This window comes from Gemmatimonas sp. (assembly GCF_021298855.1).
GTDB lineage: Bacteria > Gemmatimonadota > Gemmatimonadetes > Gemmatimonadales > Gemmatimonadaceae > Gemmatimonas.
In genome coordinates, this window is sequence record NZ_JAJTHI010000034.1 from 1 (window position 1) to 13,667 (window position 13,667).

At 69.3% G+C, this 13,667-nt stretch carries 12 protein-coding genes and 1 riboswitch; of the genes, 4 read left to right on the top strand and 8 right to left on the bottom strand.

Annotation, left to right across the window (positions count from 1 at the left end; genetic code table 11):
* Window positions 1–181: 181 nt before the first annotated feature.
* Window positions 182–1,414, top strand: coding sequence for a VCBS repeat-containing protein (locus LW840_RS11390; protein ID WP_291277003.1), 1,233 nt, complete (start codon window positions 182–184; stop codon window positions 1,412–1,414).
* Entirely contained in the window at window positions 1,411–2,469 is a 1,059-nt protein-coding gene (locus LW840_RS11395; RefSeq protein ID WP_345780905.1) for a Gfo/Idh/MocA family oxidoreductase, read from the top strand. Before LW840_RS11390 ends, LW840_RS11395 begins: the two co-directional genes overlap by 4 nt.
* Window positions 2,470–2,486: 17 nt before the next feature.
* On the opposite strand, the gene LW840_RS11400 is transcribed toward LW840_RS11395, so the two are convergent.
* From LW840_RS11400 to ptsP, 3 genes are read right to left on the bottom strand one after another with little or no spacing between them, the layout of a single operon-like run.
* Window positions 2,487–3,341: a Cof-type HAD-IIB family hydrolase gene (locus LW840_RS11400; protein WP_291262486.1), complete on the bottom strand. Its 855-nt coding sequence runs from the start codon at window positions 3,339–3,341 to the stop codon at window positions 2,487–2,489.
* The gene (gene ptsG / locus LW840_RS11405; protein ID WP_291277005.1) at window positions 3,338–5,146 is read right to left on the bottom strand and encodes a PTS glucose transporter subunit IIBC; all 1,809 of its coding nucleotides are present in this window, start codon (window positions 5,144–5,146) and stop codon (window positions 3,338–3,340) included. The genes LW840_RS11400 and ptsG overlap by 4 nt, the downstream gene beginning before the upstream one ends.
* A 28-nt stretch (window positions 5,147–5,174) precedes the next feature.
* Window positions 5,175–7,733: a phosphoenolpyruvate--protein phosphotransferase gene (gene ptsP, locus LW840_RS11410; RefSeq protein ID WP_291277006.1), complete on the bottom strand. Its 2,559-nt coding sequence runs from the start codon at window positions 7,731–7,733 to the stop codon at window positions 5,175–5,177.
* Window positions 7,734–7,854: 121 nt separating this feature from the next.
* On the opposite strand from ptsP, the gene LW840_RS11415 reads away from it, so the two are divergent.
* Together LW840_RS11415 and LW840_RS11420 are read left to right on the top strand one after the other, a co-directional pair.
* The gene (locus tag LW840_RS11415) at window positions 7,855–8,583 is read left to right on the top strand and encodes a CIA30 family protein (RefSeq protein WP_291267924.1); all 729 of its coding nucleotides are present in this window, start codon (window positions 7,855–7,857) and stop codon (window positions 8,581–8,583) included.
* Window positions 8,584–8,675: 92 nt separating this feature from the next.
* Window positions 8,676–9,407, top strand: a complete 732-nt coding sequence (locus LW840_RS11420) for an AAA family ATPase (protein WP_291277007.1) — start codon at window positions 8,676–8,678, stop codon at window positions 9,405–9,407.
* On the opposite strand, the gene LW840_RS11425 is transcribed toward LW840_RS11420, so the two are convergent.
* The 5 genes from LW840_RS11425 to thiM form a co-directional block, all read right to left on the bottom strand.
* Window positions 9,355–10,404, bottom strand: a complete 1,050-nt coding sequence (locus LW840_RS11425; RefSeq protein WP_291277008.1) for a hypothetical protein — start codon at window positions 10,402–10,404, stop codon at window positions 9,355–9,357. The genes LW840_RS11420 and LW840_RS11425 overlap by 53 nt on opposite strands.
* A 77-nt stretch (window positions 10,405–10,481) precedes the next feature.
* A complete protein-coding gene (locus tag LW840_RS11430; RefSeq protein ID WP_291277009.1) occupies window positions 10,482–11,246 on the bottom strand; it encodes a 3-oxoacyl-ACP reductase in 765 nt (254 codons plus the stop codon).
* A 2-nt stretch (window positions 11,247–11,248) separates the two neighbouring features.
* Window positions 11,249–12,064 carry a bifunctional hydroxymethylpyrimidine kinase/phosphomethylpyrimidine kinase gene (thiD, locus tag LW840_RS11435; RefSeq protein WP_291277010.1) on the bottom strand — a complete coding sequence of 272 codons (816 nt, stop codon included), beginning with the start codon at window positions 12,062–12,064 and terminating at the stop codon, window positions 11,249–11,251.
* Complete coding sequence (gene thiE / locus LW840_RS11440; RefSeq protein WP_298399220.1) at window positions 12,061–12,723, bottom strand: thiamine phosphate synthase; 663 nt, start codon at window positions 12,721–12,723, stop codon at window positions 12,061–12,063. The genes thiD and thiE overlap by 4 nt, the downstream gene beginning before the upstream one ends.
* The gene (gene thiM, locus LW840_RS11445; protein ID WP_291268763.1) at window positions 12,714–13,514 is read right to left on the bottom strand and encodes a hydroxyethylthiazole kinase; all 801 of its coding nucleotides are present in this window, start codon (window positions 13,512–13,514) and stop codon (window positions 12,714–12,716) included. Before thiM ends, thiE begins: the two co-directional genes overlap by 10 nt.
* Before the next feature lie 48 nt (window positions 13,515–13,562).
* Window positions 13,563–13,660, bottom strand: a riboswitch (TPP riboswitch).
* Between the last annotated feature and the right edge of the window lie 7 nt (window positions 13,661–13,667).

Sequence of the window (13,667 nt, forward strand, 5' to 3'; positions counted from 1 at the left end):
CCGCCCCTCGGCACCGCCCGCGCCACCGGTGCCGCCCGCCGTTGTTGCCCAGCACCTGACGGCGACCAAGGCGCGCATTCTGCTCATGGTCGCGCTCACGAGGACGCAGGACCCGCGCGAGATTCAGCGGATCTTCAACGAGTACTGACGGGACTACGCGCCGGCGCCGTACCTTCTGCCGATGACCATGCTCCCGTTCGGCCGCCCCGGGTTCCGTCCCTTCATGGCGCTCGGGCTATGCGTGGCCGCAAGCGCCGCCGTGGCCTCGCAAACCAGCGCCCCCCGCGTCTTTGCGCGCGTGCTGTTGCTCGAGACGACCAGCGAAACCTCCGCCAGTGTCAGCCTCGGCGATATCGACAACAACGGTACGCTGGACGTGGTCCTCGCCAAGGGGCGGCATTGGCCGCTGGTCGACCAGATCCTGCGCAACGACGGCAGGGGGCACTTTTCCACCCAACCGCTGGCCGACTCCGCCGATCGCACGTACTCAGCGGCGCTCGCCGACCTCGATGGCGATGGCGATCTCGATATCGTGGCGAGCAACGACAAGCCCGACCGGAAGCTCATCTACCTCAACGATGGGGCGGGGCACTTTCGCGTTGGCGGCACCTTTGGCGAGGCCGCGTGGAACACGCGCTACGTCACCGTGGCCGACGTGAATGGCGACCAGCGCCCCGACTTGATCGTGGCCAACCGGAGTGCCAACCCGGCAGTTCCCCGGCCAAGTTTTGTGTGCCTCAACCGTGGCGCGGGCACATTTGATACGTGCGCGCCGCTCGCCACCCAGTCGGCCACCATTGTGGTGGCCAGTGATCTCGACGGTGACGGCAAGACGGATCTTGTGGTGCCGCACCGCGACGGTGGCCAGAACCTGATCTTCTGGAACGACGGCACCGGCGTGTTCCGTGACCCGCCAACACCACTTGGCCCGCCCACGTCGCAGATCCGTGCCGCCGCCGCGGCCGACATCAACGGCGACCGCGTGATCGACGTGGTGGTGGGCGATGAACGCAACGGACTCTTCGTGTACATGGGCGCGGGGTCGCGCGCGTTCGATGCGCCGGTTGCTCTGCCCTCGGCAGGCGGGGCGCCCTATTCGGTTGCCATTGCCGATATGAATCGCGATGCGAAGCCCGACCTCGTGGTGGGGCGGCAGGAGGCGGTAGGGTCGGTGCTCTTCAACACCGGTGGGGCGCGTGTACCGCGCTTTACCGATACGCCGTGGGGCGACGGCAAGGGTTCGGTGTACGGCGTGGCGGTTGGGGATTTGGACGGCGATGGCTGGCCGGATATTGCGGCGGCGCGTTCAGAGGCGCCGAACGCGGTGTGGTTCAGCGGCGCCATCCAGCAGCGTACGCCGAAGCGCAGTTACCAGTGGTTGCAACAGGTGAGCAAGAGCGGGGTGGTCCGATAATCCGCGTCGCGCTCATCGGGTTCGGTCCCGGCGGGGCATACTTTCACGCGCCGCTCATTGCGACGACGCCGGGGCTGACGCTCCGCGTTGTGGTCACAAGCGACGTGGGGCGTCGCGCGCAGGCGCTGCGCGACTATCCCGGCGTTCACGTGGTCGCCTCGGCGGCAGCGCTGTGGGATCGGTCGAGCGAGATCGACCTCGTGGTGATTGCCACGCCAAACCGCAGTCATGCCCCGCTCGCCTTGGCGGCGTTTGCCAACGGCATTCACGCGGTCGTCGACAAGCCGTTCGCCGTGAGCGCAGCGGAGGGACGGGGCATGGCCGGTGCCGCGCGCGCTGCCAACCGGCTGCTGATTCCCTACCAGAACCGGCGTTGGGATGGGGACTTCCTCACGGTGCGCGCGTTGCTCGCACAGGGAGCGTTCGGCACGGTCCATGGCTTCGAGAGCCGATTCGACCGCTGGCGTCCGCAGCCAACCGGCTCATGGCGTGAGTCCGGCGAACCAGGCGTGGCTGGTGGGTTGCTCTACGATCTCGGGAGTCATCTCATTGACCAGGCGCTGCTGCTCTTCGGACCCGTGGCCGCGGTGTACGCCGAATTGGACACACGGCGCCCGGGCGTGACGGCGGAGGATGACGTGTTCGTGTCGCTCGCGCACGTAAGCGGTGTGCGGTCGCACCTCCATGCCAGCGCGCTCGCGGCGCAGGCCACGCCACGCTTCCGTGTGAGCGGTTCGGCGGCGTCATTGGTGAAGTGGGGCCTCGATGTGCAGGAGGTAGCGCTCAAGGCGGGAGAGAAGCCCGGCGGTGCCGCGTGGGGCCACGAGCCGCCGGAGCGGTGGGGCATGCTTGGCAGCGAGACCGCGAAGGTGCCGGTGCCAACGCTCCCCGGCGACTATCCGGCGTTCTATGCGGGGGTCGCCGCCGCCATTCGCGGTGACGCGCCGCCGCCCGTGCCAGTGGACGAGGCCATTGCCATGCTCGATGTCATCAACGCGGCGCAGCGCTCGGCGCGTGAGCGTCGCGTGGTGGAGCTGGCACCCGCGCGCACGTAGCGAGCGCGTAGCGTCCGTCAGCCACGGCTGGCGATCGCCATCTCCAACGCCTCGGCCACCCCGTCCGCCTCCACGTCGGCCACGATATGCGCGGCCAGCGCCTTGGCCACCGGCTCGGCGTTGCCCATGGCCACGGGCCACCCGACGATGCCGAGCGCCGGGGTGTCGTTGAATCCATCGCCGACGTACATGACCTCGTCGAGTGCCACGCCATACTCGGCGGCGATCACGCGCAGCGCATACCCCTTGTCCACACCACGACGGGTGAGGTTCACGAAGACGTGCTCCGGAAGCGCCGGACCCGTTGCCGGCGAAACTTCCAGCCCATCGTGCGGCTCGGCGACGAGGGCGTTCAGCTCGTGGTGCGGCACGATCCACTGCGCGCGCACGATGGGCGGGGGAAGCGCTTCGTACCGTTGCGGCGCGTAGGGCAGGCCGAGCACTTCGGCATGCACGCGTGCCACACGCGTCTCGCTTTCCGTGACGTAGTGCGTATCGGTATAGAGTTCGAGCAGGCGATTCGTTTCGCGGGCGCGCGCAACGAGCCTGCGGATGATGTCGTCGTCCAGCACCGCCGACTGCGACTGGCCGTCGTGCAGGCGCACGATGCTGGCGCCGTTCTGGAAGCAGTGCCATCCCGTGGCGTTCACCCGGTGCGCCAACTCGCGCGTGACCCCAAAACCCGGACGTCCCGAGCACATGGTGAGCTGGATGCCGGCACGGCGCGCCATCTCCACCGCGTGCCAGACCGCATCGCGCACCGTACCGGACGCCCCGAGCATGGTGCCGTCCACGTCGAGGCACACCATGCGCACCGGGCGGCGTGAGTCGAGACCGATCGCCCCGGCCCGCTGCTGTTGCACGTTGCTCACCGCGCTGCCGACACGGAGGGGGCCATGGCCGCCGCGATCCCGGCGGCGTCTTCGCCAACGATGAGGTGTACCACGCCACCGTCCAGTGGCATCACCCCGCGCACACCGGCCGCCGTAAGCGCAGACTCATTGCGTCGTGACGCATCGTGCAACACGACGCGCACGCGAGTGAGTGCCACGATGTCGGCCTGGGTGATGTTGTCGGTGCCGCCGAGGGCGGCGGTGATGGCGGTCGCGCGGGTGCGATGCCCGTGTGTGATGACGACTGTTGGTGCGCCGAGGATGGCCGCCGATGCGACACGGGGTCCGCGTGCAGACGCCAGTGGCATCGTGCGCATGAACTCTTCCATGTCGGTCTTGAGGTTCTCCGACCGGGTCCCGAAGATGGCCTGCATGCCGTTGCCCACCTGCATTACGCCGGATGCGCCCAACCCCTTGAGGGCCGCGGCACTGGCGCGCGAGACGTCGTGCAGGTCCACCCGCAACCGGGTGATGCAGGCGTCGAGGTTGCGGATGTTGTCCGGGCCCCCGAAGGCCGCCACCAGTTGTGCCGCAAGGCTGCCGGGCGTGGCCGCGCCGGTGCCCGAGGGTTGCTCACCGTTCGCGCTCTCGTCGGGCACCGCGGCACTGTCCTCCACCTCGCGCCCCGGCGTCTTGAGGTCGCGCTTGAGGATCATGGTGCGGAACAGCGCGAAGTACATGGCCGCCCACAGGGGACCAAGCCAGAGAAACCACAACCCGCGCGTGGAGTTGGGAAAGAGCACGATGTAGTCGATCAGCCCGTGCGAAAACGTGGTGCCATGCCGAATGCCCAGCTCCACCGCCACGAAGTACGCCGCGGCCGCGAGCAGCGCATGCATGGCATAGAGCAGCGGCGCCACGAACATGAACGCGAACTCGATGGGCTCCGTGATTCCGGTGAGGAACGAGGTGAGCGCCGCCGAGATCATGATGCCGCCGACCTTCGTGCGATGCTCCGGCCGCGCGGTGCGCCACATGGCGAGGGCAGCGGCGGGGAGTCCCCACATCTTGAAGAGGTAGCCACCGGCGAGATAGCCGGCGGTGGGATCACCGGCCGCAAAGCGCGGGATTTCTCCGGTGAGCACCTGCCCCGTGGCCGGATCGGTGAACTGTCCCACCTGGAAGAAGAACGGCACGTTCCAGATGTGATGCAGCCCGAAGGGAATGAGTGACCGTTCCACGACGCCGTACACGGAGAACGCCAACGCGGGGTTGCTGCTGGCGGCCCAGTGCGAGAACAGGTCGATCTGGTGCCCAATGGGCGGCCACACCACGCTGAGCACGATGCCGGTCACGACCGCGGCGAGAGCGGTGAGAATGGGCACCGACCGCTTGCCGGCAAAAAAGCCCAGATACGACGGCAGCGTGATGCGATAGAACCGATTGAACAACAGCGCCGCGATGGTCCCGATGAGGATGCCGCCGAACACGCCCGTCTCGATGGACGGCATGCCCATGATCTGCTTGGGCTCATAGCCCACCAACGGAGCCATGACGCCCATGGTCGCCACCATGACCGCGAACCCCACCACGGCGGCCAGCGACGCCACGCCATCGTTGCCGGTGAGACCCAGCGCGACCCCGATGGAGAAGATCAACGGCAGGTTGCCAAAGATGGCTCCGCCCGCCTGCGCCATCACGCTCGACATGGCGGCCGGCAGGATGCTGAACTTGGCGCTGCCCACGCCCAGCAAGATGCCCGCGGCCGGGAGCACCGACACGGGAAGCATGAGCGACTTGCCGATCTTCTGCAGCCACCCGAAGGCGGCGCGACCCTGACTCATCTGGATGTGCTCCTCTTGGAGAGCCGCGTCATGAGTGACGCTGCGTGACGATCGCCCGCACCTCGGTACCATCGCCTGCCTCGAGGGCCAGGCGCGCCGTCTCCCGGCACTCGGCCAGCGAGAGCGAACGCACACGCGCCTTGACGGCCGGCACCAGCGGAATGTCGGCGCTGAGTTCGTCCACGCCGAGTCCCACGAGGATGGGCACGGCATGCAGGTCACCCGCCAACGCGCCGCAGACGCCCACCCAACGCCCGTGGGCGCGGGCGCCCGCCACGGTGCGCTCGATGAGCCGCAACACCGAGGGGTGCAGTGCGTCCACCTGCGGGGCGAGGCGCGGGTTGGTGCGATCCATGGCCAGTGCGTACTGCGTGAGGTCGTTGGTGCCGATGGAGAAGAAGTCGGCCTCGCGTGCAAACTGCTCGGCGATGAGCGCGGCGGCGGGGATCTCCACCATGATGCCCACGGGAATGGGCGCCACGCCCAGCGCCTCACGCTCACGCTCCACGAGCGCCTTCGCGGCCCGCCACTCCGCCAGCGTGGCGATCATGGGGAACATCATCGCCACCTTGCCGGACGCCGACGCCCGCAGAATGGCGCGCACCTGCGTGCGAAACAGCTCGGGACGCGCCAGCGTGAGACGAACGCCCCGCTCTCCAAGGAAGGGATTCAGTTCCACGGCGACATCGAGGTAGGGCAATGGCTTGTCCCCCCCCCCATCGAGCGTGCGAATGACGAGGATGCGCTCGGGACCCAGCGCGCGGGCCACGGTGCGATAGCTCTTGGCCTGTTCGTCCTCGTCCGGAGCCGTGCGCCGGTCCATGAAGAGGAACTCGCTGCGCAGCAGCCCCACCCCTTCGCCGCCAACGTCGGCGACGCGCGCACCCTCGCTCACGGCCCCGATGTTGGCCACCACCTCGACGCGATGCCCGTCGGTGGTGGTCGCGGGCTCGCGGGCCACGGCGAGCTCCCGCCCGCGGCGTTCGTCGTCCACCGCCTGCCGCGCGACGATACGGCTTTCGTCGTCGGCGCTGGGCGTGGTGTTCACGGTGCCGCGGTCGCCGTCCACCACTACCCGCGTGCCGGCCGGCAGGGCGAGAATGCGGGGATCCACGCCGGCTACGGCCGGCAGTCCCAGCCCGCGGGCGAGGATGGCCACGTGCGAGGTGGCGCTCCCCATGGTGGTGCAGAGCGCGCGCACCTTGGTGCGGTCGAGCGCGGCGGTGTCCGACGGGGTGAGGTCTTCGGCCACGACGATGGAGTCGGCGGGAACGTCCACCGGCGCCGATCCGCCAACGAGCAGGTGCAGCACCCGGCGCCCGACATCGCGCAGGTCGGTGGCACGGCCGCGCATGACCGCATGGGAAAGCGCCGAGAGCCGATCGGCCTGTGAGGTGTAGGCCTGTTGCCACGCCCAGGCGGCGGAGTCGCCCGCGCGCACCTGCGCGGCCGCGCGGTCGAGTACTTCGGGGTCCTCCAGCAGTTCCTGATGCGCCGCGAAGATGGCGGCGTGGTCGGCGTCGGCTTCCTCGATGAGGCGTTGCCGCAACCCGTCCAGCTGCAGATGCGCGGCACTCAGCGCCGACTCCAGTGCCCGCTGCTCCTGCATCGGGTCGGCCCCCCGCTGCTCGACTACCGCATCGTCGTGGCGCAGGTGGAAGACGTGCCCGATGCCCAGCCCCGGCGACGCCGCCACGCCGCGCAGCACCCCTTCGGCGACCGGCTCGGTGGTGGGGAGGGTGACAGGCATGGGGGCCGCGGGGGCAGGTTCCCCGTGCGTGGCGTCGGCACCCGCATCGAGATCCGTCGCGAGCAATCCGACCAGCGCCTGAATGGCCTCCGCGGCGTCGCTGCCGCGCCCAACCACCGTGAGGGTGTCTCCGCCGCCCACTTCGAGTGCCATGATGGAGACGACACTGCGCGCGTTGGCTTCCTGCCCGTCTTTGTGCAGACGCAGGTCGGCGGCAAAACGCCGAGCCGCCGCCGCGACCACCGCGGCGGGACGCGCGTGCAGTCCCGTGCGCGCCCCCACGACGACCGGGGGGGAGGTGATGGCCGTGTCCGCGGAGGCCGGCGCGGCGGTGGTGCCCGGGTCGGTCGTGAGTTCCACCTCGAAGAGCACGTCGTGGCCCGCCACCACCATTCCCGAGCGCGGCCGCAGCGTGGCTACGCGGTCCATGTTGGAAACGATCACCTCGGTGAGCAGCGAGCGGGCGCGCCGGGCGACGGCGTCGATGTCGAAACGGAGGAGCACCTCACCAGCGCGCACCGGCTGGCCGGCCTTGACCGCGGGGTGGAACCCGGCCCCCTGCAGCAGCACGGTATCCAGCCCTACGTGGATGACGATCTCCAGGCCGGACGCTTCGAGGGTCACGGCGTGCGAGGCGCGATGGACCTGCCGCACCACGGCATCGCAGGGGGCGACCACCTCGCTCCCGAGTGGGTCGATCGAGAGCCCGTCGCCGGCGAGCCGTTGGGCAAAGACCGGGTCGGGCACTTCGTCGAGGGGGACGATGACGCCCGAGACGGGGGCGAGCAGCGCGAGCGTCGCGCGACCGGTGGTCAACGCCAGGGGGGACTCCGGCATCAGATGGACGTGGCGGTGAGGGGCGAGGGCGGGCAGGAATCGTCGCTCCGATCGCAGCCGCACGGAAGGGGTTGGGAACCCGGTCCATCTGGTGCCGCTTTCTCGCTGTATGCATGCCGCGATGTGCTCACTCCTCCTGTCCCTGCCCTCCCTGTGGCTGGTGCTCGGCATATCTGCCGGGCTTCACGTTGCCAACAAGGAACCCGTGCCCGTGTCCGCACCAGTCACACTCTTCACCTTCGACCGCGCCGACGAGGCCGAGTGGAACGTGGTGAACGACGGCGTCATGGGTGGTCGCTCGGCGGGTTTCGTGGCCGTTGAGCAGGGCACCCTGCGCTTTACGGGCACGCTGGTCACGCAGGGCGGCGGGTTCACCTCGGTGCGGGCGCGACGCGCGGTGGACCTTACCGGTCAGCTGGGGATCGAGCTGCGCGTCCGCGGCAGTGGACGCCAATTCGAGGTGGAGCTCGACGACGGCGAGCGCGCCTATGGTCGCACCGTCTCGCGGCGGGCACCGTTCGCGACGTCGGCCGAGTGGACGGTGGTGCGCGTGCCCTTCAGCGCGCTGCGCAGCACGATTTTCGGGAGAGCGGTGAACGCCCCGTTCATTGACGTGGCGCGCATTCGTGGCATGGGGCTCTACATGGCCGACGGGCAGGACGGGCCCTTTCGCCTCGAAGTGGACTACGTGCGGTCGTACGGGGCGGGTCGCGATACAGCCCGCGTGTCGCAGCGGTACGCGCGCCAGCGTACCGGGGACACGACCCTGCGGCCGGTGTCTGCCGATGACGTCTCGGCATCGCCGCCCGCGCGCAGTACGATGTGTTGCCGGACGGCCAGCGCTTTCTGATGATGCGCCACCGCTCGGCCTCGCCGGGGGTCTACGTCGAGAACGGGTTCGCCGAGTTGCTGGCGAAGGCGAAGCCGTAGCCTTTGTTGACCATGCATGGCAGCCCCTTCCTGACACATCTGTCGTTACACCATGACCGTGTGCAGCCCGATCAGCATCCGTTCACGATCCCGCTGATCGAAAACGGGCTGTCACTGTCATTCACGACACCCGTGACCTTTCTCGTGGGCGAGAACGGCTCCGGCAAGAGTACCGTACTCGAGGCGCTCGCGTGGGCCACGGGTTTCGGGATGTACGGCGGCAGTCGCGACCATCAGTTCGTGAGTGGCGACGAGGGGCACGCCCTCGGGCGCGCACTCCAACTCACGTGGCGACAGCGCGTGACCGACGGGTTCTTCCTGCGCGCCGAAACGTTTCATCAGTTCTCGAGTCACCTCATCGATCTCGAGAGTACGTTTGCGCGCTACGGTGGCCGCTCGCTGCACGAGCAGTCGCACGGTGAAGCGTTTCTGTCGTTGTTCGAGAACCGCTTCGAGGATGGGTTGTACATTCTCGACGAACCGGAGGCCGCGCTCTCGCCACAGCGTCAGCTGGCGTTCATGCAGATTCTGCACAGTCTGGCCGGACAGGGGATCGCGCAGTTCATCATCGCGACCCATTCACCAATGCTGCTGTGTCTGCCGGGTGCACGTGTGCTCGAGCTCGAGGACGGCCACGTAACGGAGGTGTCGTATCGCGAGACCGAGCACTATCGGTTGTCGCGCGATTTTCTCAACGACCCCGATCGCTATCTGCGCCATCTGCTGGCCGACGACGCGTCGTAGCATCGGGCAGTCTCTGCTGGATCCACGCCGGGAGCAGCAGGTTGTCGGCAATGGCGGCAATCTCCTCCGCTTGTGCCCACGCGCGCTCGAGCGCCGCGAGGTCGCCCTCCAGCGCGGCCCGTTCGGTGTCTTCGTGGAGGGCCATTTCGAGGGCGAGATGCTGGTCACGGGTGCCCTCCTTCCACGAGCCGGAGAAGACACCCTTGCCCGTCCTGATGTACTGCTGAATGAACGCGTCCGCCGAGCCGGCCTCGGCGAGTCGCGTCACGGCTGAACGGACGGTGTCGGCGGAACCGCCTTCTTCGTTGGTGACCGTCAGCAACTTCCCCATGAGGCGCTTCGCCTCGTCACCCGTGACGATGCTGCGCCCCGACTTGTGCAGCACGTTGAGCTGCCAATCGCCGCTCGCGGCAGCACCAGCGCTGACCGCTTCAAGTTTCACGTTGCCGATGTCGGAGCGCCGCAAGGTGACCAGTTCGTTGCGGTAGGGTACGCGCGCCACGCGCTTGAGATGCAATCGGTACAGGTTCCAGTAGTTCAATGCACCAGGGATGACCCCGGCGAGCGGAATGGCGCCATGCAGCGAGGGGTTGATCCACTTGAGCCCCGTGAGCCCAATCATCAGGGCGGCGCTGCCACCGTAGATCGCCCACGTCCTGATTCGACGACGCTGGAGCTCGCCGCCGTACCGCCACGCCGCAAACTCGGGTCGGGTGGGTTGTCCCACCCGCACCAGCTGCAGCCCCTCACTCAGCTTGGCAAGGCCGATGTTGTCGGTGCTCGCCTTGAGGGGCGTGTCGCGATAGAGACGCTCACAGGTCTCGATGGCCTCCCACCGCTCTTCGAGCGGCGAGAGGTTCCACCGTGTGCAGCGAGGGCACACCGCCCACAGCCGCCCGCGTGCCGCGTCGAAGGCGAGCTTGCGCCCCACGGGGAAGTGCTCGACCACCTCATTGGCGCCCAGCGCGCCGTGGCAATAGACACAGGTGGCGTACATGCGCCGAACTTAACACGGAAGCGAGTGCGGACGGTGTGGTGTCCGCCCGGCGGAGTGCGGGCGGACACCACGCCACGTCAGCCGAACACCAGGCCGCCGTCTACGATGAGGTTCTGCCCGGTCACCGATCGGGCCCACGGGCTCGCGAAGAACAGCACCGTGTCGGCCAGCTCGTCGGGGGTGGTGACCCGCCGCAGCGGCGTGTTGGCGGCAATGAGGTCGAACACCACGTCGGGGGTGGCGGCGCTGGCATCGGTGGTCCGGAGCAACCCGCCCGACACCATGTTCACGGTAATGCCACGCGGCCCGAGTTCGGCCGCCGCCGTGCGGGTGAACGCCAGCAGGGCGCTCTTGGCCGCGGTGTAGTCGTGGTAGGGCACCACCGGGTTCTGCACCAGGTTGCTGCCAATGGTGATGACGCGCCCGAAGCCGGCCTGCGCCATCGCCGGCACGGCGCGCTGCAGCAGGGTGAGCGCGCCCACACAGGCCGTGTTGGTCTGCTCGAGCAGCTTGGCTGGCGTGAGGGTGGCGATGGTGTCGCGGGCGTCGCCGTTGAACCGGTAGTCGGCAAGCGCATTGTGAACGACGGTCGTGACGGGGCCCATGGTGCGCTCGACGGTGTCGAACATCGCGCCCACCTGCGAGGCGTCGCGCACATCGGCCTGCAGCGCCACTGCGCGCGCCCCCAGCGTGGCCGCCAACGCCTCGGCCTGGGCCCGACTGGCGCGATAGTTCACGACGACCTGCGCGCCCTCGCGGGCGAACGCGGTGGCAATGGCGGCACCCAGTCCGCGACCGGCACCGGAGACAACGACGACCTGCTCGGAGAGAGAACGGGACATGATCAGACCTGCCAGAGCGCGTGGAAGTGGTGGGTGGGACCGTGGCCGTGTCCCACGGTGAGCTGATGCGCCGCCGTAATGGCGGCCGTGACGTACGCCTTGGCGGTGTGCACCGCGTCGGGGAGTGCGGCGCCGTGGGCGAGTTGTGCGGCAAGCGCGGCCGACAGCGTGCACCCCGTACCGTGCGTGTGGGTGGTGGCCACGCGCGGCGACTCGAACCAGTGCACGCCGCCGTCGACCACCAGGCAGTCCGGGCTGGTGTGCGTTGCCAGGTGCCCCCCCTTGAGCAGCACCGCGCTGGCCCCCGCCTCACGCAGGGCTCGGGCCTGCTCCACCATGGCGTCGCGTGTTTCGGCAACGGCCGTGCCCGCGAGACGCGCGGCCTCCGGCAGGTTGGGCGTGATCACGGTGGCCAGCGGCACCAGGCGCGTGCGCACCGCGTCGATGGCGTCGTCGCGCAGTAGGGGGGCTCCTCCCTTGGCGATCATCACCGGGTCGAGCACGATCGGCACGCCGGGGTGCGCCTGCAGCACATCGGCGACCGCGTGGGCAATCTCGGCGGTGGCAATCATGCCGATCTTCACGGCGTCCACGCGAATGTCCTCGAAGATCGCCGCGAGCTGCTGCTGCACGAACGCCGGCGGTACCAGATGCACCCCCGACACGCCGCGCGTGTTCTGGGCCGTGAGCGCCGTAATGGCGGCCATGCCGTAGCACCGCTGGGCGGCGAAGGCCTTGAGGTCGGCCTGAATGCCCGCGCCACCGGAGGGATCGGAGCCGGCAATCGCCAGCACGTTGGGAATGCGGGAGTGGGTCACGATGAGGTCCCCGTGGGTGATGCCGTTCGGCGCGCCATGGCCATAGCCAGCGCGTGCGTCGCGGCGTGGACATCGGGCTGCCCGCAAATGGCGGACACCACGGCCACCCCGTCCACACCGGTGGCCAGCACCTGCTCGAGGTTCACGGCGTGCACCCCACCAATGGCGACGGCCGGCAACGGCGTGGCGGCCCGTGCGGCGGCCAGGTCGGCCAGCCCCATGGCCGCGGCGTGATCGGGCTTGGTGCTGGTGGCGAACACGGGGCCGAGGCCAACGTAGTCCAGCACCGACCGGTCGGCCGCCGCCGCGTGGGCGACTGTTTCGCACGAGAGGCCCACGATCGCGTGCGGGCCAAGGCGCGCGCGCGCCCGGTGCGGCCCCACATCCGATTGGCCCACGTGCACGCCGTGGGCGCCAATGGCAACCGCGGCCTCCAGGTCGTCATTGATCACCAGCGGGACGTTGGTCCCGGCCAGCACCTCCATGAGCGCTCGCCCCAGCGCCACGCGCTCCGCCGTGGTGGCGTCCTTGTCACGGAGCTGCACCATGGTCACCCCGCCACGCACGGCGTCGCGCACCGTGTCCACGACGCCCCGCGCCGCACAGAGCACCGGGTCGGTCACGAGATAGAGACGCAGCTGTGGGGTGATCACCCCCATGTGACACGCTCGGTGGCGGCGAGCTCCGCCGGGGAGGTTGCCGCCAGGGCATCGAGGAAGCGCCACCCGAACGATCCCGGGCCTTCTGCCTCGCGCCCTGCGCGTTCGCCCGCGTGGGCGAAAAGCACCAGCGCCGACACCGCCGCCTCGAATGGTGCGGCAATGGCGGCGTAGGAGCCAATGAGACAGGTCAGCGAGCAGCCGAGCGCCGTGACCTGCGGCATGAGCGGCGAGCCTCCCGTGATGGTGGCAACCCGGGCGCCATCGGTGACGAGGTCGATGGCGCCCGTCACCACCACCACGCCCCCCGTCTGCTGGGCGAGGGCGCGGGCGGCCGGTTCGGCGGCCATGACCGGATCGGCCGCATCGACCCCGCGCGCCGTGGTGTCGCCGCCGGCCAGGGCGAGGATTTCACTGGCGTTGCCACGCAGAATGGTGGGGCGCAGCGCCAGCAGCTCGCGCGCGGCCTGCGCCCGGTACGGCGACGCGAAGTGCGCCACGGGATCGAGCACCCACGGCGTGCCCACCGCGTTCGCCGCGGTGGCGGCGGCCAGCATGCCCTGCACCCACGCGGGGGAGAGCGTGCCGATGTTGATGGTCACGGCCCGCGCGATGCGCGCGAAGTCGCCACTTTCCTCCACGGTATGCACCATGGCCGGCGCCGCGCCCGCGGCGAGCAGCGTGTTGGCGGCGATGTTCATCGCCACGTAGTTGGTGATGCACTGGGTGAGCGGCGCTGCGGCGCGCAGCGCGCCGAGCGCGTCGGCCGGAGACAAGGTGGGTCGTGGCATGTGGCCTCGGGCGGCGCAGGCCGCCGCGCGCGCCGGGCTGCACCTGCGCCCATGGCGATCGCGACTCCCTCCGCCAGCATGATCTGGGTCAGGTTCAAAGGGTGCTTCTCAGCCCCGCGCAATACGGGACGCCCCTGTCGTGTACCGGGAAGG

Excerpts from the sequence above, each read along its gene's own strand:
- LW840_RS11430 (WP_291277009.1), bottom strand. The coding sequence starts at position 11,246 with ATGTCCCGTTCTCTCTCCGAGCAGGTCGTCGTTGTCTCCGGTGCCGGT.
- ptsG (WP_291277005.1), bottom strand. The coding sequence starts at position 5,146 with ATGAGTCAGGGTCGCGCCGCCTTCGGGTGGCTGCAGAAGATCGGCAAG.
- ptsP (WP_291277006.1), bottom strand. The coding sequence starts at position 7,733 with ATGCCGGAGTCCCCCCTGGCGTTGACCACCGGTCGCGCGACGCTCGCG.
- thiE (WP_298399220.1), bottom strand. The coding sequence starts at position 12,723 with ATGGGGGTGATCACCCCACAGCTGCGTCTCTATCTCGTGACCGACCCG.
- LW840_RS11425 (WP_291277008.1), bottom strand. The coding sequence starts at position 10,404 with ATGTACGCCACCTGTGTCTATTGCCACGGCGCGCTGGGCGCCAATGAG.
- LW840_RS11390 (WP_291277003.1), top strand. The coding sequence starts at position 182 with ATGACCATGCTCCCGTTCGGCCGCCCCGGGTTCCGTCCCTTCATGGCG.
- LW840_RS11415 (WP_291267924.1), top strand. The coding sequence starts at position 7,855 with ATGTGCTCACTCCTCCTGTCCCTGCCCTCCCTGTGGCTGGTGCTCGGC.
- thiM (WP_291268763.1), bottom strand. The coding sequence starts at position 13,514 with ATGCCACGACCCACCTTGTCTCCGGCCGACGCGCTCGGCGCGCTGCGC.
- LW840_RS11420 (WP_291277007.1), top strand. The coding sequence starts at position 8,676 with ATGCATGGCAGCCCCTTCCTGACACATCTGTCGTTACACCATGACCGT.